This is a genomic window from Bradyrhizobium sp. Pha-3 (genome assembly GCF_042258325.1).
Lineage (GTDB): Bacteria > Pseudomonadota > Alphaproteobacteria > Rhizobiales > Xanthobacteraceae > Bradyrhizobium > Bradyrhizobium elkanii.
Genome location: NZ_CP170151.1, coordinates 8,290,001 through 8,311,672, shown reverse-complemented (window position 1 = coordinate 8,311,672; position 21,672 = coordinate 8,290,001). Strand labels below are relative to the sequence as shown.

At 63.5% G+C, this 21,672-nt stretch carries 17 protein-coding genes, 2 tRNA genes, 2 rRNA genes and 1 riboswitch (1 of these 22 running past the window's edge); of the genes, 10 read left to right on the top strand and 11 right to left on the bottom strand.

Features of this window, described 5'->3' with window-relative positions:
• The first annotated feature begins 46 nt into the window (after positions 1 to 46).
• Positions 47 to 1,036: a tripartite tricarboxylate transporter substrate binding protein gene (locus tag ACE10X_RS39740; protein WP_304557213.1), complete on the top strand. Its 990-nt coding sequence runs from the start codon at positions 47 to 49 to the stop codon at positions 1,034 to 1,036.
• Positions 1,037 to 1,071: 35 nt separating this feature from the next.
• Here ACE10X_RS39740 and ACE10X_RS39735 read toward each other — a convergent pair whose 3' ends face one another.
• The 5 genes from ACE10X_RS39735 to ACE10X_RS39715 all read right to left on the bottom strand — a co-directional run bounded on the left by ACE10X_RS39735 (position 1,072) and on the right by ACE10X_RS39715 (position 5,716).
• On the bottom strand, positions 1,072 to 1,425 hold the full coding sequence (locus tag ACE10X_RS39735) for a hypothetical protein (RefSeq protein ID WP_051003030.1): 354 nt from the start codon (positions 1,423 to 1,425) through the stop codon (positions 1,072 to 1,074).
• 790 nt (positions 1,426 to 2,215) lie between these two features.
• On the bottom strand, positions 2,216 to 2,632 hold the full coding sequence (locus tag ACE10X_RS39730; protein WP_375763679.1) for a VOC family protein: 417 nt from the start codon (positions 2,630 to 2,632) through the stop codon (positions 2,216 to 2,218).
• Positions 2,633 to 2,733: 101 nt separating this feature from the next.
• The gene (locus ACE10X_RS39725; protein ID WP_038385299.1) at positions 2,734 to 3,666 is read right to left on the bottom strand and encodes a prephenate/arogenate dehydrogenase family protein; all 933 of its coding nucleotides are present in this window, start codon (positions 3,664 to 3,666) and stop codon (positions 2,734 to 2,736) included.
• Positions 3,667 to 3,670: 4 nt separating this feature from the next.
• Positions 3,671 to 4,768, bottom strand: a complete 1,098-nt coding sequence (hisC, locus tag ACE10X_RS39720; protein ID WP_038385306.1) for a histidinol-phosphate transaminase — start codon at positions 4,766 to 4,768, stop codon at positions 3,671 to 3,673.
• Between the two features lie 99 nt (positions 4,769 to 4,867).
• Positions 4,868 to 5,716 carry a chorismate mutase gene (locus ACE10X_RS39715; RefSeq protein ID WP_038385298.1) on the bottom strand — a complete coding sequence of 283 codons (849 nt, stop codon included), beginning with the start codon at positions 5,714 to 5,716 and terminating at the stop codon, positions 4,868 to 4,870.
• A 174-nt stretch (positions 5,717 to 5,890) separates the two neighbouring features.
• Positions 5,891 to 5,970: riboswitch (SAM riboswitch) on the top strand.
• 85 nt (positions 5,971 to 6,055) lie between these two features.
• Between ACE10X_RS39715 and ACE10X_RS39710 the strand changes: the two genes are divergently transcribed.
• Positions 6,056 to 7,261 carry a homoserine O-acetyltransferase gene (locus ACE10X_RS39710; protein WP_038385297.1) on the top strand — a complete coding sequence of 402 codons (1,206 nt, stop codon included), beginning with the start codon at positions 6,056 to 6,058 and terminating at the stop codon, positions 7,259 to 7,261.
• Positions 7,258 to 7,920, top strand: a complete 663-nt coding sequence (gene metW / locus ACE10X_RS39705) for a methionine biosynthesis protein MetW (protein WP_038385296.1) — start codon at positions 7,258 to 7,260, stop codon at positions 7,918 to 7,920. Before ACE10X_RS39710 ends, metW begins: the two co-directional genes overlap by 4 nt.
• A gap of 13 nt (positions 7,921 to 7,933) precedes the next feature.
• On the opposite strand, the gene ACE10X_RS39700 is transcribed toward metW, so the two are convergent.
• Positions 7,934 to 8,806 (bottom strand): alpha/beta fold hydrolase, encoded by an 873-nt coding sequence (locus ACE10X_RS39700; protein ID WP_038385295.1) that lies wholly within the window; start codon positions 8,804 to 8,806, stop codon positions 7,934 to 7,936.
• A gap of 231 nt (positions 8,807 to 9,037) precedes the next feature.
• On the opposite strand from ACE10X_RS39700, the gene ACE10X_RS39695 reads away from it, so the two are divergent.
• On the top strand, positions 9,038 to 9,703 hold the full coding sequence (locus ACE10X_RS39695) for a TIGR02594 family protein (protein ID WP_038385294.1): 666 nt from the start codon (positions 9,038 to 9,040) through the stop codon (positions 9,701 to 9,703).
• Between the two features lie 42 nt (positions 9,704 to 9,745).
• Here the strand turns inward: ACE10X_RS39695 and ACE10X_RS39690 are convergent, their stop codons facing one another.
• Positions 9,746 to 10,537 (bottom strand): MOSC domain-containing protein, encoded by a 792-nt coding sequence (locus ACE10X_RS39690; RefSeq protein WP_038385293.1) that lies wholly within the window; start codon positions 10,535 to 10,537, stop codon positions 9,746 to 9,748.
• A 55-nt stretch (positions 10,538 to 10,592) separates the two neighbouring features.
• Complete coding sequence (locus tag ACE10X_RS39685; protein WP_038385292.1) at positions 10,593 to 11,108, bottom strand: GNAT family N-acetyltransferase; 516 nt, start codon at positions 11,106 to 11,108, stop codon at positions 10,593 to 10,595.
• A gap of 57 nt (positions 11,109 to 11,165) precedes the next feature.
• Between ACE10X_RS39685 and ACE10X_RS39680 the strand changes: the two genes are divergently transcribed.
• Both ACE10X_RS39680 and clpB read left to right on the top strand, forming a co-directional pair.
• Positions 11,166 to 11,729, top strand: a complete 564-nt coding sequence (locus ACE10X_RS39680) for an XRE family transcriptional regulator (protein ID WP_038385291.1) — start codon at positions 11,166 to 11,168, stop codon at positions 11,727 to 11,729.
• A gap of 190 nt (positions 11,730 to 11,919) precedes the next feature.
• Positions 11,920 to 14,571 (top strand): ATP-dependent chaperone ClpB, encoded by a 2,652-nt coding sequence (clpB, locus tag ACE10X_RS39675; protein ID WP_038385290.1) that lies wholly within the window; start codon positions 11,920 to 11,922, stop codon positions 14,569 to 14,571.
• Between the two features lie 55 nt (positions 14,572 to 14,626).
• On the opposite strand, the gene ACE10X_RS39670 is transcribed toward clpB, so the two are convergent.
• From ACE10X_RS39670 to ACE10X_RS39660, 3 genes are all read right to left on the bottom strand, one after another.
• Positions 14,627 to 14,893, bottom strand: a complete 267-nt coding sequence (locus ACE10X_RS39670; RefSeq protein ID WP_038385289.1) for a hypothetical protein — start codon at positions 14,891 to 14,893, stop codon at positions 14,627 to 14,629.
• Between the two features lie 94 nt (positions 14,894 to 14,987).
• Complete coding sequence (locus tag ACE10X_RS39665) at positions 14,988 to 15,350, bottom strand: SPW repeat protein (protein WP_038385305.1); 363 nt, start codon at positions 15,348 to 15,350, stop codon at positions 14,988 to 14,990.
• 104 nt (positions 15,351 to 15,454) lie between these two features.
• The gene (locus tag ACE10X_RS39660) at positions 15,455 to 17,518 is read right to left on the bottom strand and encodes a M23 family metallopeptidase (RefSeq protein WP_038385288.1); all 2,064 of its coding nucleotides are present in this window, start codon (positions 17,516 to 17,518) and stop codon (positions 15,455 to 15,457) included.
• 1,008 nt (positions 17,519 to 18,526) lie between these two features.
• On the opposite strand from ACE10X_RS39660, the gene ACE10X_RS39655 reads away from it, so the two are divergent.
• From ACE10X_RS39655 to ACE10X_RS39640, 4 genes are all read left to right on the top strand, one after another.
• Positions 18,527 to 20,015 (top strand): 16S ribosomal RNA (locus tag ACE10X_RS39655).
• 211 nt (positions 20,016 to 20,226) lie between these two features.
• A tRNA-Ile gene (locus tag ACE10X_RS39650) sits at positions 20,227 to 20,303 on the top strand.
• 35 nt (positions 20,304 to 20,338) lie between these two features.
• Positions 20,339 to 20,414 (top strand) — tRNA-Ala (locus ACE10X_RS39645).
• A 402-nt stretch (positions 20,415 to 20,816) separates the two neighbouring features.
• Positions 20,817 to 21,672 (top strand): 23S ribosomal RNA (locus ACE10X_RS39640) (it continues 1,990 nt past the right edge of the window).
• Together the 16S and 23S rRNA genes with 2 tRNA genes alongside form the textbook arrangement of a ribosomal RNA operon.

The following is a 21,672-nucleotide window of genomic DNA, read 5'->3' as shown; positions in this document are numbered from 1 at the left end:
ACCGGCCGATGCGATACCCTCACCAAAAAATCGGGGAGGGACTTCAATGCCAGCGAAATTCACCCGCCGTCACGTCATCGCTGCCGGATCAGCGGCCGCCGCGACGCCCTTCCTGTCACGCGGAGCCTCGGCGCAAGCCGCGTGGCCCTCGCGGCAAATCCGCATGATCTGCAGCTACCCCGCCGGCGGGCAGACTGATCTCCTGGCGCGGGCCTTCGGCGAATTCATCGCAAGGCAAGTCGGGCAAACCGTCGTCATCGAAAACAAGGCGGGCGCCTCGGGCTCGATCGGCGCCGCCGAGGTGGCGCGCGCCGCACCTGACGGTCACACCATCCTGTGCTCGATCTCGACCACTTACGTGATGAACCGCGCGATGATGAAGAACCCCGGCTACGACATGGACAAGGATCTGACGCTGGTCAGCGTGATCCCGGGCGCCGGGCTGCTGCTGGTCGCGAGCCCGAAATTGGGCGTCAAGACACTGGCGGAATTCGTCGCCTATGCGCGCAGCAGCGGCAAGGTGAATTTCGGCACCTACAGCGCGGGCTCCGCGCCGCACATGACGATCAACGAGCTCAACAAGCAGTATGGCCTCACTATCGAGCCGATCCATTATCGCGGCGAGGCGCCGATGTGGACCGGGCTTGCGGAAGGCACGCTCGACGTCGCGATGGGCAGCTACACCGCCGCGCAAACCGTGCTGCAGAGCAACCGGGGCGTCGTCTTCGGAGTTCACTCGAAGAAGGTCGACGCGATCCCCGAGATCAGGACGCTGCCCGAGCAGGGCGCGACGTCGAAGTTCTTCACCGTGAGCGGCTTCTCGGGCTGGGCGCTGCCGAAGGCGACGCCGCAGCCGATCGTCGACCGGCTGTCGGAGATTTGCGTCGCCGCCAATAGCGATCCGAAGGTGAAGGAGGTGCTCGCGACCTTCGTGCTGGAGCCCGCGATCGGCTTCAAGGACAGCAATGCGCTGTATCAGCGCGAATTGCCGGTCTGGATGGAGGCCGCGCAGTCACTCGGCCTGCCGCCGGCTTAAAGCGATCCGGAACTGAAGGATGGCTGCATCGACGGTCACCATTCGTCGTAGAACCACTCCCTTGGGATTCGAGGCCGCGCTCTTGCGTATGGCGGGATAGACGTCCGCTCGGGCTTGCGCACGGCCGGAGCCGGCTGCGTCGGAGGCGGTGAGGCCTTCGGCTCGGAAACCTTCGCGAGCGCCCGTTTCATTTCTTCCTGGCTCGCCTTGAGTTCCTCAATGGCTTTGGAGTTCTCGCGGGCCATCTGTTGCTGGTTCGCCTTTAGTTGTTCGATATTTCGCTCAACATTTGCGAGGTCGCGTGCGATCGTTTGCAGCAGCTGCGTCTGATCGGAAAGGGCTGGGTTGGCCGTCGGCGCGGCGTCCTGCGGTGGTGCGGTCTGAGCCACTGGCGGCGCTTGGGGCGGAGCCGCGTCTGCAGCGGCAACCTGAACGGTAGGTAGAGCGGGCTGCGGATCATCCGGCGGCAATGCTGGAGTTGAGACGAGCTGCGGCGCCCAACGGGCGACAAGCAGCTTGGCTTCCCCACCATATGACGACTGCAAAGCCAGGGCAGCGACAACGATACATGCTGCCACCGACAAGGCGGTGAGGGCTCGGAATATCGGTCTTCCGCGCGGCGATTGCGAGGTAAGTCCGGAAGAAGCAGGGCTTGGCCCGGAAGAAGCAGCAGGGCTGGGCCCGGAAGAAGCAGGGCTAGGTTCGACCGAGGGCGGGTTTGGCTGCACCGAAGGGCGGGACGCGGCATCGCGCTCCATTCTTGCGAGCTGTTCACTCAAGCGCGTGAGTTCTTCATCGGCGCGCGCAATCTGCTTTTGGGCTTCTGCGAGTCTTTCGTCGGCCCGCGCGCTCAGGCTATCGTTCGATCCAGCTGGATTCGGAGTGGGTGTGGAGTTCATTGACGTATCCCTTTCCGTCCAATGTCACCCAAGAGTACCGACTCGGCTATCCGTCAGGGGCGATCAGCCCCCAGCACTCGCTTCAGTCTTGTCCAAAGAATGGCCGGATGATAGCGCGCCTGAGGTCTCGTGATAATGGGGCGAGGTACCGGCCCGGGCTAGCCGGAGGTCAGGTCCGCTCGGGTCAACAGCCGACATCATTCCGCGCCGCCGGGATGTGCGCTTTCGACCACAAGCCGGGGCAGCCTTGGGAGTTGTCCCTGGGGCAATGCAAAAGGCCCTAGCCAGCAGGGTCTGAGGCGTCCCGCTCCACCAACTCGAAGGTGATGCCCTCGGGACCCTCGAACAGCCGGAGCTTCCGGCTGATGTAGTCCATCTCGTCGCTCAGCATGGTGACACCGTTGGCCAACAGATGCGCGGTGGCCGCCTCGATGTCGTCGACGCGGAAGGCGAGGTGATTGAAGCCCAGCTTTCGCAGATTGGTCGGATGCACCCCCGGATCGGTCCCTGGGGGCGGGTCGAACTGAAGCAGCTGGATCTCAAAATCCGCTCCTTCGAGCGCGAGCGTGATGTGCTGCGCTTTCATGGCCGGCATGCCCATGTACCGGGCGGGAACGCCGCCGTCGATGGTCGCGACGTGGGTCTTCTTGAAGCCAAGCAGTGCGAAGAACGCGATCGCCGGGCCGGCATCTGCCACTGCGATCGTCACATGATCCGGACTGAGTATCATCTCATCGCTCCCTGTCATCAGCGACGTACCAGCTCGCTCCGTCCGCCGGTAGGCGGACCGAGCCCCGCCTACGTCTTCAAATTCGCATGCGGGCGGCCGAAGTCGGGCGCGGCGGAGTCCTGGCCGGTCTCGACGATGCCGCGGCGGATGGCGCGGGTGCGCGTGAAGTGGTCGAACAGCGCTTCGCCGTCGCCGCGCCGGATCGCGCGGGTCAGCTTCGACAGATCCTCGTTGAAGGTGCCGAGCATCTCGAGCACAGCGTCCTTGTTGGCGAGGAATACGTCGCGCCACATCGTCGGGTCCGAGGCCGCGATGCGGGTGAAGTCGCGGAAGCCGCCGGCGGAGAATTTGATGACCTCGGATTCCGTCACCTGCGCCAGCTCGTCGGCGGTGCCGACGATGGTGTAGGCGATCAGATGCGGCAGATGGCTGGTGATCGCGAGCACGAGGTCATGATGATCCGGCGTCATGACCTCGACCTTGGCGCCGAGCGCGGCCCAGAACGCGCGCAGCCGGTCGGTCGCCGCGGGATCGGTGCCTTCGGGCGGGGTGAGGATGCACCAGCGGTTGATGAACAGCTCGGCGAAGCCGGAATCCGGCCCCGAATGCTCGGTGCCGGCCACGGGATGCGCCGGGACGAAGTGGACGCCGTCAGGCAGATGCGGCGCCATGTCCTTGACGACGGCGCCCTTCACCGAGCCGACGTCGGAGATGATGGCGCCGGGCTTGAGATGTCCGGCGATCTCGGCGGCGACCGGGCCGCAGGCGCCGACCGGGATGCAGAGGATGACGAGGTCGGCATCCTTCACCGCCTCGATATTGGTCTCGACGACGCGATCGACGATGCCGAGCTCGGCGACGCGCGCACGCGTCTGCTCCGAGCGCGCGGTGGTCACGATCTCGCCGACCAGCCCTTGCGCGCGCGCGCCGCGCGCGATCGAGCCGCCGATCAGGCCGAAGCCGATCAGCGCGATGCGTTTGAAGAGCGGGGCGGTGGTCACGATGTCACTTTCCGGCCAGGAAGTCGCGCAGCCCCTCGACCACGAGGCGGTTGGCCTCCTCGGTGCCAATGGTCATGCGCAGCGCATGCGGCAGCTTGTAATTGTTGAGTGCGCGCAGCACGAGGCCGCGCCGTGTGAGATAGGCGTCGGCTTCCGCCGCGGTCTTGCCCTTGTCGGTCGGGAAATGGATCAGCACGAAATTGGCGACGCTCGGCGTCACCTTCAGCCCGAGCTTGCCGATCTCCTCGGTCAGCCAGTTGCGCCATTGTTCGGTGTGGGTCCGCGACATCTGCACATGCGCCGTGTCCTCGATCGCCGCCACCGCCGCCAGCATCGCCGGCGTCGTGACGTTGAACGGACCGCGGATGCGGTTGCAGGCATCGACGATATGCGCCGGCCCGAACATCCAGCCGATCCGCAGCGCGGCAAGGCCGTGGATCTTCGAGAAGGTGTGCGTCACCACCGTGTTGTCCGTGGTCGCGACCAACTCGATGCCGAGCTCGTAGTCGTTGCGCGAGACGTAGTCGGCATAGGCGGCATCGAGCACCAGCAGCACATGCGACGGCAGCGCGGCGCGCAGCCGCTTGACCTCGTCGAACGGGATGTAGGTGCCGGTCGGATTGTTCGGGTTGGCGAGCCAGACCAGTTTCGTGCGCGGCGTCACCACCTTGAGAATGGCGTCGACGTCGGCGGTGAAATTGCTCTCGGCCGCGATCACGTTCCTGGCGCCGTTCGCCATGGTGGCGATCGGGTAGACCAGGAAACCGTGGGTGGTCGAGATCGCCTCGTCGCCGGGCGCGAGATAGGTGTGCGCCAGCAGATTGAGGATCTCGTCGGAGCCGGCGCCGCAGATGATGCGGTCGGGATCTAGCCCGTAGGCGCGGCCGATCGCCTCGCGCAGCACGCGCGAGGTGCCCTCCGGATAGTCCTCGAGATGGTCAGCCGCGGCCTTGTAAGCCGCGATCGCCTTCGGAGACGGACCGAATGGCGTCTCGTTGGCGGACAGCTTGAACACCTTGCGGCCCGGTTCCGGCACCGGGCTCTTGCCGGGCGTGTAGGGCGCAATATCGAGGATGCCGGGGTTCGGCACGGGGCGGGACATCATCAACTCCGAACAGAGCGTTTTCGAGCGAAGTGGATACCGGTTCGCGTGAAGAAAACGCGTCAAAACAAAAACCTGGACGGGCGGCTGGCTCTTACTTCAGGTCCTGGCCGATCCGTTAGAGGGCACCGTATAGCGCGTTGCGTGGCTGCCGACGAGGGCCGACGAGCGCACCGAGGCGCCGGCCTTGATCAGGGCGAGCTTGATGGCCTCGAAATCGTGGCCGGTGACCGAGACCAGGAGCGCCGCGCCGTCGAAGGCGGTGTCGGGGACCGCGACGATCTCGGCGAGCGGCGCCAGCGCGCGGGCGACATCGGCGTTCCAGCCGGAGACCCGCACGCTCCAGGTCTGCACCTCGGTGACCATGGCGTCGTCGGCGACCCGCGAGATCACGAACACCGGCAGCGCGGCCGGATGGTCGGCGCGTTCGAGGAACGGCAACCGCGCGATGATCTTCGGCGCGCCACTGGCCTCGAGCGCATTCCACCACGGCGTACGGCTCGCGATCGCGGAGACCAGCGCGAGGTCGCCCTTCGACTTCGCCACCGCCTCGACCGCGGCCTGCGCGCTGAAATGCGAGACGTAGGGCACCACGAAGCCGAAGTGAAACCGCGCCGAGTCGCGCATGGCCGACTCGCCGACGGAAACATCGGCATGCACCGCGAATGGCGCTTGCACGTAGGTGAAGGTCGAGATGATGACGCGCCAGATGCTCTCGATGGTGTCGAGCGGCAGGATGCCGCGATGACGCCGCACCAGTTCGCGCATCATGCTGGCCTCGCGCGCCGGGCGGAATGCGGAGCCGACCTCCTGGGTCTTCTTGACCTGGATCAGGCGGTCGATGATGTCGCCGCGCGCCATCAGCAGGCGGTGAACCTGCTCGTCGATCGCATCGATCTCCTTGCGCAGATCCTGCAGCGAAGGCGGCGACGGGGGTGGGTTGGACATGCTCTCAAACCTTGTCGTCGGGGCGGCCCGTTGCCGCGTCGGACAGGGTCCCTGATTAGGAAAGACGGGCAGCGAAAGCAAAGAGAAACGTCGCAGGCGTGCCTTGCGCATTCGGTTAACCAATTGGCCGTGGGCAGGGCTGTCTTGACGCCGGGGGGCGTGGGGACTACGTTCCCTGCGTCCCGTGGTCATTTGAGCCGGCCGGCTTGCAGCCACGTTAAACAACTCGCTAAACAGGCCGGGGACCTTATCAGCTCCCGGCCGAACCTTTGTTCAGGCCGGGTTTTTTATTGGCCTGAGGTCCGTCGAGCCCTCCCGCGCGGAGGCAGGGTCGCCTAGATGAGCAACGTGCGTCCGATACCGAGCCCACAAACCCCGAGCGATGATCGCGCCCATGAGGCCGACCATCCGTCATCACTGGTGGCGAAATTCGGGATGGACCAGCCGCTCAAGCTCGATTGCGGCGTTGATCTCGCACCGTTCCAGATCGCCTATCAGACCTATGGCGAGCTCAATGCCGACCGCTCCAACGCGATCCTGGTCTGCCACGCGCTGACCGGCGATCAGCACGTCAACAACATCCATCCCGTCACCGGCAAGCCCGGCTGGTGGGAGACCATGGTCGGCATCGGCCGGCCGATCGATCCCGATAAATACTTCATCATCTGCTCCAATGTGATCGGCGGCTGCATGGGCTCGACCGGCCCTGCGTCGCTGAACCCAGCGACCGCCAAGGTGTGGGGACTCGATTTCCCGATCATCACCATCCCCGACATGGTGCGCGCGCAGGCGATGCTGATCGATCGTCTCGGCATCACGACGCTGTTCTGCGTGGTCGGCGGCTCGATGGGCGGCATGCAGGTGCTGCAATGGACCGCGGCCTATCCGGAGCGCGTGTTCTCGACGCTCGCGATCGCCTGCTCGACGCGCCACTCGGCGCAGAACATCGCGTTCCACGAGCTCGGCCGCCAGGCCGTGATGGCCGATCCGGACTGGCGCGGCGGCCGCTATGTCGACGAGGACACCCATCCGCACCGCGGATTGGCCGTGGCGCGGATGGCCGCGCACATCACCTATCTCTCGGACGCCGCGCTGCATCGCAAGTTCGGACGGCGGATGCAGGACCGCGAGCTGCCGACCTTCTCGTTCGATGCGGATTTCCAGGTCGAGAGCTATCTGCGCTACCAGGGCTCGTCCTTTGTCGAGCGCTTCGATGCCAACTCCTATCTCTATCTGACCCGCGCGATGGACTATTTCGACATCGCCGCCGACCACAACGGCGTGCTGGCGAAGGCGTTCACCGGCATCCAGACGCGGTTCTGCGTGGTGTCGTTCACCAGCGACTGGCTGTTTCCGACCTCGGAATCGCGCGCGCTGGTGCATGCGCTGAACGCGTCGAGCGCGCGGGTGTCGTTCGCCGAGATCGAGACCGACAGGGGGCACGACGCCTTCCTGCTCGACGTGCCGGAATTCCTCGAGATCTCCCGCGCCTTCCTGCTGGCCGCAGGCAAGGCGCGCGGACTGAAGGACGGCGGCCAGTCATGAGCATGCAGCAGACATTGCCCTTGCCGGGCATCGCGCCGGAGCGGACCGGCGGCTATCGCACCGATCATCTGCTGGTCGCCGACATGGTGCGGCCGGGCTCGCGCGTGCTCGACGTCGGCTGCGGCGATGGCGAATTGCTGCAGCTGTTGGAGAGCCGCGGCATCGACGGCCGCGGCATCGAGCTGTCGCGCGAGGGCGTCAATGGCTGCGTCGCCAAGGGGCTCGCCGTGGTGCAGGGCGATGCCGACACCGACCTCGTCAACTATCCCGACGATGCGTTCGACTACGTGATCCTGTCGCAGACCTTGCAGGCGACGCGGCAGCCCAAGGTGGTGCTGGAAAATCTGCTGCGGATCGGCCAGCGCGCCATCGTCTCGTTCCCGAATTTCGGGTTCTGGAAGATGCGGCTGCAGCTTCTGATCGGCGGCCACATGCCGCGGACCGAGAATCTGCCGGCGAGCTGGTACGACACCTCCAACATCCATTTCTGCACCATCAAGGACTTCGTGCAGCTCTGCGAGGAGATCAACGTCAAGATGGAGCGCGCGGTGGCGCTCGATCTCTACGGCCGTCCGGTGCCGCTCAACCTGCCGTGGTGGGTGTGGAACATGTTCGGCGAGCAGGGCGTGTTCCTGCTCAGCCGCGGTGGGGGCAAGTAATCGGTGGGTGGCGTCAAACCGGCGCCGCCACCAGCGACCGCGGATCGCGTACCGGCCAGCGGCCGGCCTCGACCAGCGCGATGAAGCGCTCCACCATCGCGTTGAACAGCGTCGGCTCCTCGAGGTTGAGCACGTGACCCGACTTCGGGAAGAAGGAAAGCCCGGCGGCCGGCAGATGCTGCTTCAGGAACATGCTGGGCGCGATGCAATTGTCGTCCTCGTCGCCGCACAGGATCAGCGCCGGCGTCGCGGCGCGCTTGATCGCGTCGGTCATGGTGTAGATCGAGGGCCGGCCGCCCTGAAAGCTGCGCATCGTGTTGGCCGAGCCCCTGGCGTCGTGGCGGGCGAGCGCGGCGTAGAAGTCGGCGTGGCCGCGCGGGTCCTTGACCAGGAACGGGATCCGGCTCGGCGCCTCGCGCGTCACCTTGGCGACCTCGACCGAGCCGATGCTCTCATATTGCTCGGCATTGGCGCGGCACTGCGCGCGGAAGGCATCGAGATGCTCGAGGCTGGAGCCGGAGCCGACGGCGGCCAGCGTCATCGACAGCGCGCGCTCCGGCGCGTTGAGGGCGACCTGCAGCGACGAATAGGAGCCCATCGAGAGCCCGACGAAATGCGCTTTGGCGATGTCGAGATGGTCGAGCACCGCGAGCGCGTCGGTATAGAAGTGCTGGTAGGTGTAGACGTCGGCGCTCGGCGGCACGTCGGACGGCGTGTAGCCGCGCGCCGAATAGGCGATGCAGCGGTGGCCGCGCGCGAAGTAGCGCATCTGCGGCTCCCAATTGGTGTGATCAGCGGCGAACTCGTGCAGGAAGATGATCGGGCTGCCGCTGCCGGCCTCTTCGAAATGGAGGCGGACATGATCTTTCGTCGTGGCGTAGGGCATTGAAATTCTCCTCTCGTTGGCCGCCTCCAGATTTGCAGTTAATTTTCGAGGCTGCAATGCGGCAGTTCCGGTTCCTTTCTCGTCATCGAATCATCGCGGAATGACCCAGAAATCGTTCCCGCAACGCCGCATGAAATCTTCCTCGCGCCATCCCGATTTTCAAAACCACCGCCGTGTTCCCCTAGGAACGCGACGGGGAATTGGGGGGCGTTACAGAGGATCTAGTGAAGTATGGTTCAGTTGCTTGCGTGTCGCCGGTCGCTTCGTGTTTTGGCGCTGGCTCTGTGTTCGCTCACTCTCGCCGTGATCTCCGCCGCTCCGGCATCCGCCCGTCCGCATCATTTACGTCACGCGCATTCGGCCCATGCCGGCCATCACGCGCGTCACTACGCCCGCCATCACTATCGGCACACAGCGCGGCTGTCGCGCGCCGAGCGCCGCGCACTCGCGCAGCCGGGCGGGATCGTCGAAACCAACGCAGCGCCGTTGCCCGGCAGCGCTGACCCCGTGCCCAACACCGGCGGCGTCAGCGCGGCAGGCGGCTTCGGCTCGTCCGGCATCGTCGCCGAGGCGCGCCGCTATCTCGGCGGCAATCCGACCGACCGCTCCAGCCTGTGGTGCGCACGCTTCATGAACATGGTGCTGCAGCACACCGGCCATCGCGGCACCGGCTCCGACATGGCGAGCTCGTTCGCCAAATACGGCACGCGCGTTTCGGGACCGCAGGTCGGCGCCATCGCCGTGATGAGCCGCCGCGGCGGGGGGCATGTCGGCATCATCACCGGCGTCGATGCCAAGGGCAATCCGATCATGATCTCCGGCAACAGCGGCCACCGCGTCCGCGAGGCGCCGGTCTCGCGCGGCCGGATCTACGCTTATGTGATGCCGACGAACTGACCGGTCGAAAGCGGGGCAGGGCGCGCACGCGCCTTGCCCCGCCTACGACGCGACGGGTCCTTCGGCGGCAATCGTGTCGCCGACGGCGGCGCCGCCATCGCTGATGATCTCGGCATAGATGCCGCATTCATTGTTGCCGAAGCGCTGCATCAGCATGTTCGGCACCGAGAGGTCGCGCGCGCCGGTATCGGGATCGACATTGACCGCGGCGCAGCGGGTGATGCGCTTCACCACCCTGGCCCGCGCGCTGCCGATCGCAATGGTCTGGTCGAGCAGGCTGGCTTCATGCCAGGCCGGCCAGCCCTCGACATAGAGATTGGCGCGGAAGCGCAGCGGATGGACCCGCGCCTGCACCATCTCCTCGATCGCCCGCAGGCTGGCCAGATTGATGATCGAGACCACCTTGCGCGGCACGTCGGAGAAACTGTGGCCCGGGCTGACCAGCACCTTGGGCGGTCCCTTGATCTGGCCGGTATGACGGTCCGCGAAATAACGCTCGATTGCCGCGCGGCCTTCCGCGGTCTCCAGGTCGCCCTGGGCCACCATCGCGCCATCCCGGCGCAGCGTCAGCACGTGGCTGTCATCGTCGAACTGGGCGCGCAGCGGCGCCAGCCACTCGTCCCGCTGCAGCATCAGGAAATGCGGCTTCGGCAGCCACTTCGGCGCCGAGGGATCGAAGCCGCTCGGGCCGTTCTCGATCGCATAGCGGCGATCGGAGCGGAGCGTCTCGCCGGCCTTGAGCTCTGCGTGCGGCAGCGGCTCGGGCGTGAGGCCCTTGACGGGATAGCGGTAGATGCCGGTGATCCTGGCGGAGGAGGGCTGTGCGTTGTCCATCCGCTCGCTCTAGCCTGTTTGGCGGGCGAGGAGAACTGCCGGCCGCGGGAAGGTACTAGTCGGCGCGCGCCGCTCCAGGAGCGTCCAGCAGGCGCTGCATGAACACGAGATCGAGCCAGCGGCCGAACTTGCGTCCGACCTCCGGCATCCGGGCGACCTCGACGAAGCCGGCCTGCGCGTGCAGCCGGAGCGATGCGGGATTGCCGCCGTCGATGCCGGCGATCATGACGTGCTTGCCGAGCGCGGTGGCCGCGGCGATCAGTTCGTCGACGATGATCCGGCCGAGGCCGCGGCCGCGATGATCGGCATGGACATAGACGCTGTGCTCGACGCTGTAGCGGTAGCCTGGGAAGGCCCGGAAGTCGCCGAATGTGCCGTAGCCGAGCACCGTCGTCCCCTCGACGGCCACCAGCACCGGATAGCCGAGCGCCAGCCGGGCCTTCATCCAGGCCAGCCGCTCGGCGTCGGAATCCTGCTTCTCCGTCCAGATCGCGTTCGAATTGGCGACCGCCTCATTGAAGATCGCGGTAATCGCAGGGATGTCCTGCTCGGTGGCGGGGCGGATAATCATCGGTGGTTCCTTGACGGGCCTCTTGAATGGACCATATCGTCTACTATATAAGACGATATGTCAATTATAGAGGACAAGGCCGATGAGGCTCTCGGGCGGCGGGTTCGCGCCGAACGGGAGGGCCGCGGCTGGTCGCTGGCGGACCTCGCCGGGCGGGCCGGCGTGTCCAAGGCCATGCTGAGCAAGATCGAGCGGGCGGAGGCAAGCCCGACGGCGGCGACGCTGTCGCGGATCGCCACCGCCTATGGCCTGACCATGGCCGCGCTGTTCGAGATTGCCTCACACAATTCCCGCCTGCAGCGGGCCAAGGATCAGCCGGTATGGCGCGATCCGAAGGCGGCCTATCTGCGGCGGCAGGTGTTCCTGCATCCGGCCAATCCGCTGGAGCTGGTGGAGATCGAGCTGCCCGCGAGACAGGAAGCCGGCTTCCCCGCCAGCGCCTATCACTTGGTCCGCGAGGTGGTGTGGGTCATCAGCGGCCGCCTCACTTTGATGGAAGGGGCGGAACGCCACGAGCTCGCTGCGGGTGACCGCGTCGAGCTTGGTCCGCCGTCGGACATCGTCTTCCGTAACGAAACGGCTCAGCCTTGCCGCTACCTTGTCGCCATCGTGCGGCGCTGAGCTTCATCGGGCGAAATCGCAGACTGCGGCTCTTCCGTTTTGGAACCAAGTGCCCACATCTGCGGCAAGCCTGAAAAATGATGGCGACGACCAGAGGCTGGTTGAGGACGTCAACGCGGCCCGCGGAAACCCAATGAAGATGCCGGAACCATGCCTGAATGGGTGGTGACGGCAGGCCGAGGGAAAACGAATGAACATTGAGAAGTACACCGAGCGCGCGCGCGGATTCATCCAGTCTGCCCAATCGCTCGCAATGCGCGACGGTCACCAGCAGTTCTCGCCGTTGCATCTGTTGAAGGTGCTGCTGGACGACAATGAGGGGCTCGCCGGCGGTCTGATCGACCGCGCTGGCGGCAATTCCAGAGCAATCCTGAAAGCGACCGAAGAGGCGCTGAACAAGCTGCCGAAGGTCTCTGGCAATGGTGCCGGGCAGGTCTACCTGTCGCCGGAGCTGGCGCGTGCCTTCGATGCGGCGGAAAAGGCTGCCGACAAGGCCGGCGACAGTTTCGTCACCGTCGAGCGGCTGCTGCTCGGGCTCACGCTCGAGAAGGGCAGCGAGGCCGCCTCGATCCTGAGCAAGGGCGGCGTCACGGCGCAGAAGCTGAACGCGGCCATCGAAGCGCTGCGCAAGGGCCGCACCGCCGACAGTGCGACTGCCGAGAACGCCTACGACGCGCTGAAGAAATATGCCCGCGATCTGACCCAGGCTGCGCGCGACGGCAAGCTCGACCCGGTGATCGGCCGCGACGAGGAGATCCGCCGTACCATCCAGGTGCTGTCGCGGCGGACCAAGAACAATCCCGTCCTGATCGGCGAGCCCGGCGTCGGCAAGACCGCGATCGTCGAGGGCCTGGCGCTGCGCATCCTCAACGGCGACGTGCCGGAGAGCCTGAAGGACAAGAAGCTGCTGTCGCTCGACATGGGCGCCCTGATCGCCGGCGCGAAATATCGCGGCGAGTTCGAGGAGCGGCTGAAGTCCGTCCTGCAGGAGGTCTCGACCGCCGAGGGCGGCATCATCCTGTTCATCGACGAGATGCACACGCTGATCGGCGCCGGCAAGACCGATGGCGCGATGGACGCGTCCAACCTGTTGAAGCCGGCGCTCGCGCGCGGCGAGCTGCACTGTATCGGTGCGACCACGCTCGACGAGTACCGCAAGCATGTCGAGAAGGATGCGGCGCTGGCCCGCCGGTTCCAGCCGATCTATGTCAGCGAGCCGACGGTCGAGGACACCATCTCGATCCTGCGCGGCCTGAAGGACAAATACGAGCAGCATCACGGCGTGCGCATCACCGACTCCGCGCTGGTGGCCGCGACCACGCTGTCGAACCGCTACATCACCGACCGCTTCCTGCCCGACAAGGCCATCGACCTGATGGATGAGGCGGCAGCGCGGCTGAAGATGCAGGTCGATTCCAAGCCGGAAGAGCTCGATTCGCTGGATCGCGACATCATCCGGCTGAAGATCGAGCAGGAGGCGCTGAAGAAGGAGAACGATGCCGGCTCCAAGAGCCGCTTGCAGACCCTGGAGAAGGAGCTCGCAGGGCTCGAGGAGCGGTCGACGGCGCTGACGGCGCGCTGGAGCGCGGAGAAGAACAAGCTCTCCAATGCCCAGAAGCTGAAGAGCGAACTCGATGCGCTCCGCGTCGAGCTGGCCAATGCGCAGCGTCGCGGCGAATTCCAGAAGGCGGGCGAGCTGGCCTATGGCCGGATTCCCGAGCTGGAAAAGAAGCTCGTCGAGATCGAGGCGCAAGCGAACAGCAAGCCGAACGGCGGCGAGATGATGGAGGAGGCGGTCACCGCCAACCACATCGCGCAGGTCGTCTCGCGCTGGACCGGCGTGCCGGTCGACAAGATGCTCGAGGGCGAAAAGGACAAGCTCCTGAAAATGGAGGACAGTCTCGCCAGGCGCGTCGTCGGCCAGGCCGAAGCCGTGCGTGCGGTGGCAACCGCCGTGCGCCGTGCCCGCGCGGGCCTGCAGGATCCGAACCGGCCGACCGGCTCGTTCATGTTCTTAGGCCCCACCGGCGTCGGCAAGACCGAGCTGACCAAGGCGCTCGCCGCTGACCTGTTCAACGACGAGACCGCGATGGTCCGCCTCGACATGTCCGAGTTCATGGAGAAGCACTCGGTCTCGCGACTGATCGGCGCGCCTCCCGGCTATGTCGGCTACGACGAGGGTGGTGCACTGACCGAAGCCGTGCGGCGCCGGCCCTACCAGGTCGTGCTGTTCGACGAGATCGAGAAGGCGCATCCCGACGTCTTCAACGTGCTGTTGCAGGTGCTCGATGACGGCCGCCTGACCGATGGTCAGGGCCGCACCGTCGACTTCCGCAACACGCTGATCATCATGACCTCGAACCTCGGTTCGGAATTCCTGGTGAATCAGCCGGAAGGCGAGGACACTGCGGCGGTCCGCGATCAGGTGATGGGCGTCGTGCGGGCGCATTTCAGGCCGGAATTCCTGAACCGCATCGACGAGATCATCCTGTTCCACCGCCTGCAGAAGAGCGAGATGGGCCGTATCGTCGAGATCCAGTTCGCGCGGCTGACCAAGCTGCTCGAGGATCGCAAGATCGAGCTCACGCTGGACGCCAAGGCGCGGGACTGGCTCGCCGAGAAGGGTTGGGATCCGGCTTACGGCGCCCGCCCGCTGAAGCGGGTGATCCAGCGCAGCGTGCAGGATCCGCTGGCCGAGATGATCCTCGGCGGCGAGGTCAAGGACGGCGATCACGTGGTGATCTCGGAGAAGGGCAACGTGCTGACCTTCAACGGTCAGGTGCCCAAGACGGCCGAGATCGTGCAGTTCGAGGCCCCGGTCTCGAGGCGCAAGCTGAACTGACGGCGCAACACCAGAATCCTCCCCGCAGGTCGCGGGGAGGATATTCATTTGCGAATCACTCCTGCGGGACGATCGGCGGCGAAGGGCTGGCGGGCTCGTCGTCCTCGGCGGACTCGAGCTCGGAAAGGATATCGACCAGTTCGCGGGCACGGCCGGTGGCCAGCGGCCTGCCGGCATTGATCAGCGGTTCGTCGTTGGCGAGCCAGGCCTGCGCCTCGGCAAGCTCGGTGATGGTTGCTCCCGACGCAATGATCCTGGCAATCGTGACGTCGTCGGTGTGGCCGACGGCCTTCAGCACATCGTCGCGGGTGAGCTGGGTCATGGTGCAAATCCTTGTGCATATCTTCGTTGAGCGCAACCAAACCCTCCCCGCCGGCGATCCGCGCCAGCGGGTAGGGATGGATCAGTTCAAGGCCTCAGCTGTGCGTCGTGAGCCGAGGCGGATGGTGGGACATCGCCCAGAGCTCGATCGCCGCAAGGACCGCGACGGCGATGCCGATCACCACGTGCACGGTCGTCGCGGTGGTCATTCCCTGGAAACCCAGGACCCAGGGCGAGACCAGCGCCCAAAGCCCGACGATGAGGTTCAGCCACTCCTCCCAGACCGCGAATGCCGCGAGCGCGGCGATCGCAAGGACCGCCATCGCGAGGCCGACGATGTAGGCGTTGGTGGAAACCGTTCCGGCGTCGAACTTGAACAGCCACGGCGATAGGAAGAGAATCGCGCCGAGGATCAGGTTAGCGACATCGCACAGTTTTGCGTTCATCCAGTTCTCCATGACACCCTCCATTGGAGGTTTCACAGACGAATCAACTGGATGGTCGCCGTTCCGGTTCCCATCTCACGGGCGAAATCTGATGGAACTGGCGCCCTATCGCATCATCAGCGGTTGGTGATGGAGCGGGTCTGCGACGTGGAACTGGTGGCGTCCGAGACGATTCGCGAGCTGCCGCGGCTGGACATCTGGGCCTCGATCCGGTCGCGCTCCTTCTCGAAGTTCGCCAGCATCGGGCCTTCGAGCGAACGGCCGCGCGGCAGCTTCACGCGCATCGGGTCGACGAATCGGCCGTTGACCAGGATTTCGTAGTGGACGTGCGGGCCGGTCGACTGGCCGGTCGAGCCGACGAATCCGATCACCTGGCCTTGCCGCACCTTTTTGCCGATCTCCATGCCCTTGGCGAAGGCCGACATGTGGCCGTAGGCCGTCTCGTAGCCGTTGGCATGCTTCATGCGGATATATTTGCCGTAACCGCCCTCGTATCCGACCTTCTCGAGCACGCCGTTGCCGGAAGCGAAGATCGGCGTGCCGTAGGCGGTGGCCCAGTCGACGCCGGTGTGCATCTTCACATAGCCGAGGATCGGATGGCGGCGGCCGCCGAAGCCCGAACGCATGATCGCGTTGTTGACCGGCTTGCGCACCAGGAACTTCTTCGCGCTCTTGCCGGTCTCGTCATAGTAGTCGACGAGGCCATCGTCCGAGCTCTGGAATCGGTAGTATTTCTTGGTTTCGCCGCCCACGGTCAGCGCGGCGTAGAGCACTTCGGTCTTTTCGGTGCTGGTGACGCCCTCGTCCTCGCCGGCAAAGAACACGTCGAACGAGTCGCCGGGCTGTACCTTGCGCTGGAAATCGACGTCGTAGGAGTAAATCTTGACCATGTCTTCGATGACGGTCGGCGGCACCTTGTTGCGCAGCGCGGTCTCGTAAATGCTCTGATAGAGCCGCACGCCGCTGCCATCATCCTCGTCTTCGTCGCTGGAATTGTCGGCGGTCTCGGTGACGGTGTTCATGCTCTGCACGTCGACGGCAACGTATTTGCCGAGATCGGACAGCGCGGCGACGGCCTCGATGACGGATTCGTTGGCGACGATCACGCGATAGGGCTGCAGCCTGACATTCGGTCCGGGAGCGGCCGGCGCCATCAGGATTCGTACCTTCTGGCCTTCCTTCAGGCCGCCCTCGCGGCCGCGCGGACCGAGCGTTGCGGCGATCGCCTTCGCCTCGTCGGGCGTTGCGCCCTGATCGCGCAGGATCGAGGTGATGCTGTCGCCCTTCTTGACGAGGTGAACCCGTTCACCGACCGGATTGCCACCGGTGACCTGCTCTTTGGTCTTCGGCAGCAGGGTGACGTTCTCCGGCACCACGCGGGTCTCGAAGCCGGCATAGGGATCGGAGGTGTTGCCCTCGGTGGCGTAGGCCATCCTCATGTCGGGGCCGGCGCCACCCGCGTCAGCTGCGGCATTGGCGAGGGAAGCGTAGCGCACCGAGCCGCCGGAGCCGCGCCAGTTGGCGGCGTCGCGGACCCGCATCAGCACGTCGTCGAGCGCGACGACGGCGGCGAGCTTGGCCTTCGGCAGCACGGAGCCGAGATCCTTGGTGACGAACGAGACCTCGGCGTCGGGCTCGGCCGCGGCATTCGGATCCTCGGCCGCCGCCGGCGTGTCGGAGCCGACATCGGTCAGCAGACGCTGCGCGTTGAACGCAGGGATTTTTGCCGACAGATCGCTCGTGGTCATCGAGAGATTGCCGGAAATGCGGATGAAGGGCCGCACCCGCATCACGTCGCGATTGCCGACGCGGGTCACGGTCGACACGCGCACCAGGCTGCGGGAGGCGGAGGATTCGCTGGGCGGCGGCAGGCGGTCGCCCTTGTGCAGGCTGACGACGCGATCATTGCCGGTGAACGCGCCGCGCAGCGCGCCTTCGACGCGCTCCGGCACCTTGGCGAAGGTCATCTCGCCGTCGAGCGACGCAAAAACGGCGCCGCCGATCAGGGCCGCGCCACATAGACCAGTCAGAATGGTGCCGCTGAACCATTGAACGGAGACGCGGCGGCGGTCAATCACCGCGGCCTCGGTGCCGTCGACCGAAAGCGGCGGTTCGTGACCGAGATCGATCATCCCGGTCTCGCGCCCAATGCCGCTTCCGCGTGACGCCCGTTGGCTCAACCCGATATCCCCCCAAATTCCAGCAACTGCGATCGACCTCAGCTCGTCCTTGTCCCCACCTTGATCCCGTGACGAGGGATCTCGGCAGTGTGGCGAGCCACACGCATCGAATTCGAGAAGCCGATGGCCATTAGCTAGCCGCGATCTCGAACGTCAATGGTGTGCAGATCTCTCGATGTTGCTCGACCGCGAAGGAGAAGAGGCGACGGGTTCTTGGAGAAAATCGCCTGGTCCCCCAGAAAAACCACCCGTGCCCCCACAGGTTACGAGCGGTTCAATGCATTCGTTATAGCCAGAACGTCGCAGGATTGTGGCTCAAGTGCGGCATTTGAGGTGGAAAAGCTGCCTGAAAGCAGGTCGATGCCCGCCGCCCGGCCCGGGGGCGGTTGGAACCCATTTTGGAGGGCCTCGCGGGCTCCCCGGTGACAAACTTTTTTTGAAGTTTTTTGCCGCGAGGGTTGGATGACGAATTTTTACCTCCGACCTAAGCCACGGAAAGCACGAGAATTTCTTCGCACTGCACAAGCGATTTGGGCGTGCGACGATTTGTTGACAATGGCCGTTGACAATCCCGAGGGGGGCGGACTATAAACCAACCACTGAGCGCGGCGCCGCCGGGTCACTGACCAAGGCGAGCGAACGCGCCACTGATGCTCCTCACTTCGATGAGTGACACAACAACCGACATCAATCGGTTGAAGTTCATCGTCGGCCGGTGAAGGGTAGAACCACCCTCTAAGGGTGTGGGGTCGCCAGATCCCGGGCTGTTTGACAAGTAAAGATGAAGAAAGAGAAACGTGGACGGCGGAGTCCTTGCGTCTCTCGGAATACTTGAAAGCTTCGGCTTTTGACTTCTGAGAGTGGACGAAAGACTTCGGCGGTACACGTTTTAAAGGTTACACCATCGCTGCACACGATGTGAATCGTCAGCAGCTTGCCGGTTTCGGCCGGTGAAGAATGGTGGGACCTCGTCAAACGTTGTGATCAGCCGGTTCAAGGTTTCAAGTCCAACTTGAGAGTTTGATCCTGGCTCAGAGCGAACGCTGGCGGCAGGCTTAACACATGCAAGTCGAGCGGGCATAGCAATATGTCAGCGGCAGACGGGTGAGTAACGCGTGGGAACGTACCTTTTGGTTCGGAACAACTGAGGGAAACTTCAGCTAATACCGGATAAGCCCTTACGGGGAAAGATTTATCGCCGAAAGATCGGCCCGCGTCTGATTAGCTAGTTGGTGAGGTAATGGCTCACCAAGGCGACGATCAGTAGCTGGTCTGAGAGGATGATCAGCCACATTGGGACTGAGACACGGCCCAAACTCCTACGGGAGGCAGCAGTGGGGAATATTGGACAATGGGCGCAAGCCTGATCCAGCCATGCCGCGTGAGTGATGAAGGCCCTAGGGTTGTAAAGCTCTTTTGTGCGGGAAGATAATGACGGTACCGCAAGAATAAGCCCCGGCTAACTTCGTGCCAGCAGCCGCGGTAATACGAAGGGGGCTAGCGTTGCTCGGAATCACTGGGCGTAAAGGGTGCGTAGGCGGGTCTTTAAGTCAGGGGTGAAATCCTGGAGCTCAACTCCAGAACTGCCTTTGATACTGAAGATCTTGAGTTCGGGAGAGGTGAGTGGAACTGCGAGTGTAGAGGTGAAATTCGTAGATATTCGCAAGAACACCAGTGGCGAAGGCGGCTCACTGGCCCGATACTGACGCTGAGGCACGAAAGCGTGGGGAGCAAACAGGATTAGATACCCTGGTAGTCCACGCCGTAAACGATGAATGCCAGCCGTTAGTGGGTTTACTCACTAGTGGCGCAGCTAACGCTTTAAGCATTCCGCCTGGGGAGTACGGTCGCAAGATTAAAACTCAAAGGAATTGACGGGGGCCCGCACAAGCGGTGGAGCATGTGGTTTAATTCGACGCAACGCGCAGAACCTTACCAGCCCTTGACATCCCGGTCGCGGACTCCAGAGACGGAGTTCTTCAGTTCGGCTGGACCGGAGACAGGTGCTGCATGGCTGTCGTCAGCTCGTGTCGTGAGATGTTGGGTTAAGTCCCGCAACGAGCGCAACCCCCGTCCTTAGTTGCTACCATTTAGTTGAGCACTCTAAGGAGACTGCCGGTGATAAGCCGCGAGGAAGGTGGGGATGACGTCAAGTCCTCATGGCCCTTACGGGCTGGGCTACACACGTGCTACAATGGCGGTGACAATGGGATGCTAAGGGGCGACCCTTCGCAAATCTCAAAAAGCCGTCTCAGTTCGGATTGGGCTCTGCAACTCGAGCCCATGAAGTTGGAATCGCTAGTAATCGTGGATCAGCACGCCACGGTGAATACGTTCCCGGGCCTTGTACACACCGCCCGTCACACCATGGGAGTTGGTTTTACCTGAAGACGGTGCGCTAACCGAAAGGGGGCAGCCGGCCACGGTAGGGTCAGCGACTGGGGTGAAGTCGTAACAAGGTAGCCGTAGGGGAACCTGCGGCTGGATCACCTCCTTTCTAAGGATGATCCTTCAGATCAGCTCACGCTATCTATCGGATCGTTTTAGAAACATTCAGGGGCCAACAGTTTCAGGATTGTTGAGCTCCATTGGCGGGATTTCGCCGTCTTCGTTTCTCTTTCTTCGCGGACGAACACGCGCCAGGGGCTGAGCGCTGTGCGGTGCACCGACTTCAGGTCGAGTGCGCGCCGGCATGTCTCTCGTGTTAGGGGCTTGTAGCTCAGTTGGTTAGAGCGCGCGCTTGATAAGCGTGAGGTCGGAAGTTCAAGTCTTCCCAGGCCCACCATTTTGATCGAGTGCGGAGCATTCGTCTTCTGGTACGGGGCCATAGCTCAGCTGGGAGAGCGCGTGCTTTGCAAGCATGAGGTCGTCGGTTCGATCCCGTCTGGCTCCACCAGATGGAATTGAAGCTCGATAATGCCTCGTTCAATCGTCCGCGAAACATCACTTCGCACTCATTGGTCCGGATGGACGGTGACGTGCGTGTTTTCTGACATCGTAAAGAGGAGATCGATCCGAGTTTGGATCAAGCGAAGCAATTCGCCTGAGCCATTCATTATCTCCGGGATCATTTCGGCGCTCGCTTTCAATCGTGAGATTGGATGCGAGTTGTAAATGATCTCTTTTAGCGAAGCTTGACCGCCTCGCTATCGGGCCGATCTTACGAAGCAAGCTGGTCTTTCTAGTCAATGTCCGGCTGCGCAATCGCATTCATCGAGGATGCGCGCCTGGGACTTCGGTCTTCGGGCAGTTGTGCAGACAACATTCTGCCGAGTGTGTGGACATTGATAATGAGAGCAATCAAGTGCCTTAAGGGTGTTCGGTGGATGCCTTGGCGCTGAGAGGCGATGAAGGACGTGCTACGCTGCGATAAGCCGTGGGGAGCTGCGAAGAAGCTTTGATCCGCGGATTTCCGAATGGGGAAACCCACCTTCGATAGCCGGAACTCCAAGACCTTGTGTGTTGGGGTTCGACCAGAAATGCGAGAAATCAAACCGCGAGGTTTTGGATTTCCGGTTATCAAGAGAAGGTATGAGACCTCCGAATAAAATAGGAGGTTTTAAGCAAACCCAGGGAACTGAAACATCTAAGTACCTGGAGGAAAGGACATCAATCGAGACTCCGTTAGTAGTGGCGAGCGAACGCGGACCAGGCCAGTGATACATCAAAGACAATCGGAACCTGTCAGGAAAGCAGGGCCTCAGAGGGTGATAGCCCCGTACGAGTAATGCGATGATGTATCCACGAGTAAGGCGGGACACGTGTAATCCTGTCTGAACACGGGGGGACCACCCTCCAAGCCTAAGTACTCCTCAGCGACCGATAGTGAACCAGTACCGTGAGGGAAAGGTGAAAAGCACCCCGACGAGGGGAGTGAAATAGACCTGAAACCGGACACCTACAAACAGACGGAGCCCAAGATACGTTCTGGGTGACGTCGTACCTTTTGTATTATGGGCCAGCGACTTAATTTAACGAGCAAGCTTAAGCCGATAGGCGAAGGCGTAGCGAAAGCGAGTCTGAATAGGGCGTCAAGTTCGTTGTATTAGACCCGAAACCTAGTGATCTAGCCATGAGCAGGTTGAAGGTGAGGTAACACTCACTGGAGGACCGAACGGGTGTCTGTTGAAAAAGACTCCGATGACTTGTGGTTA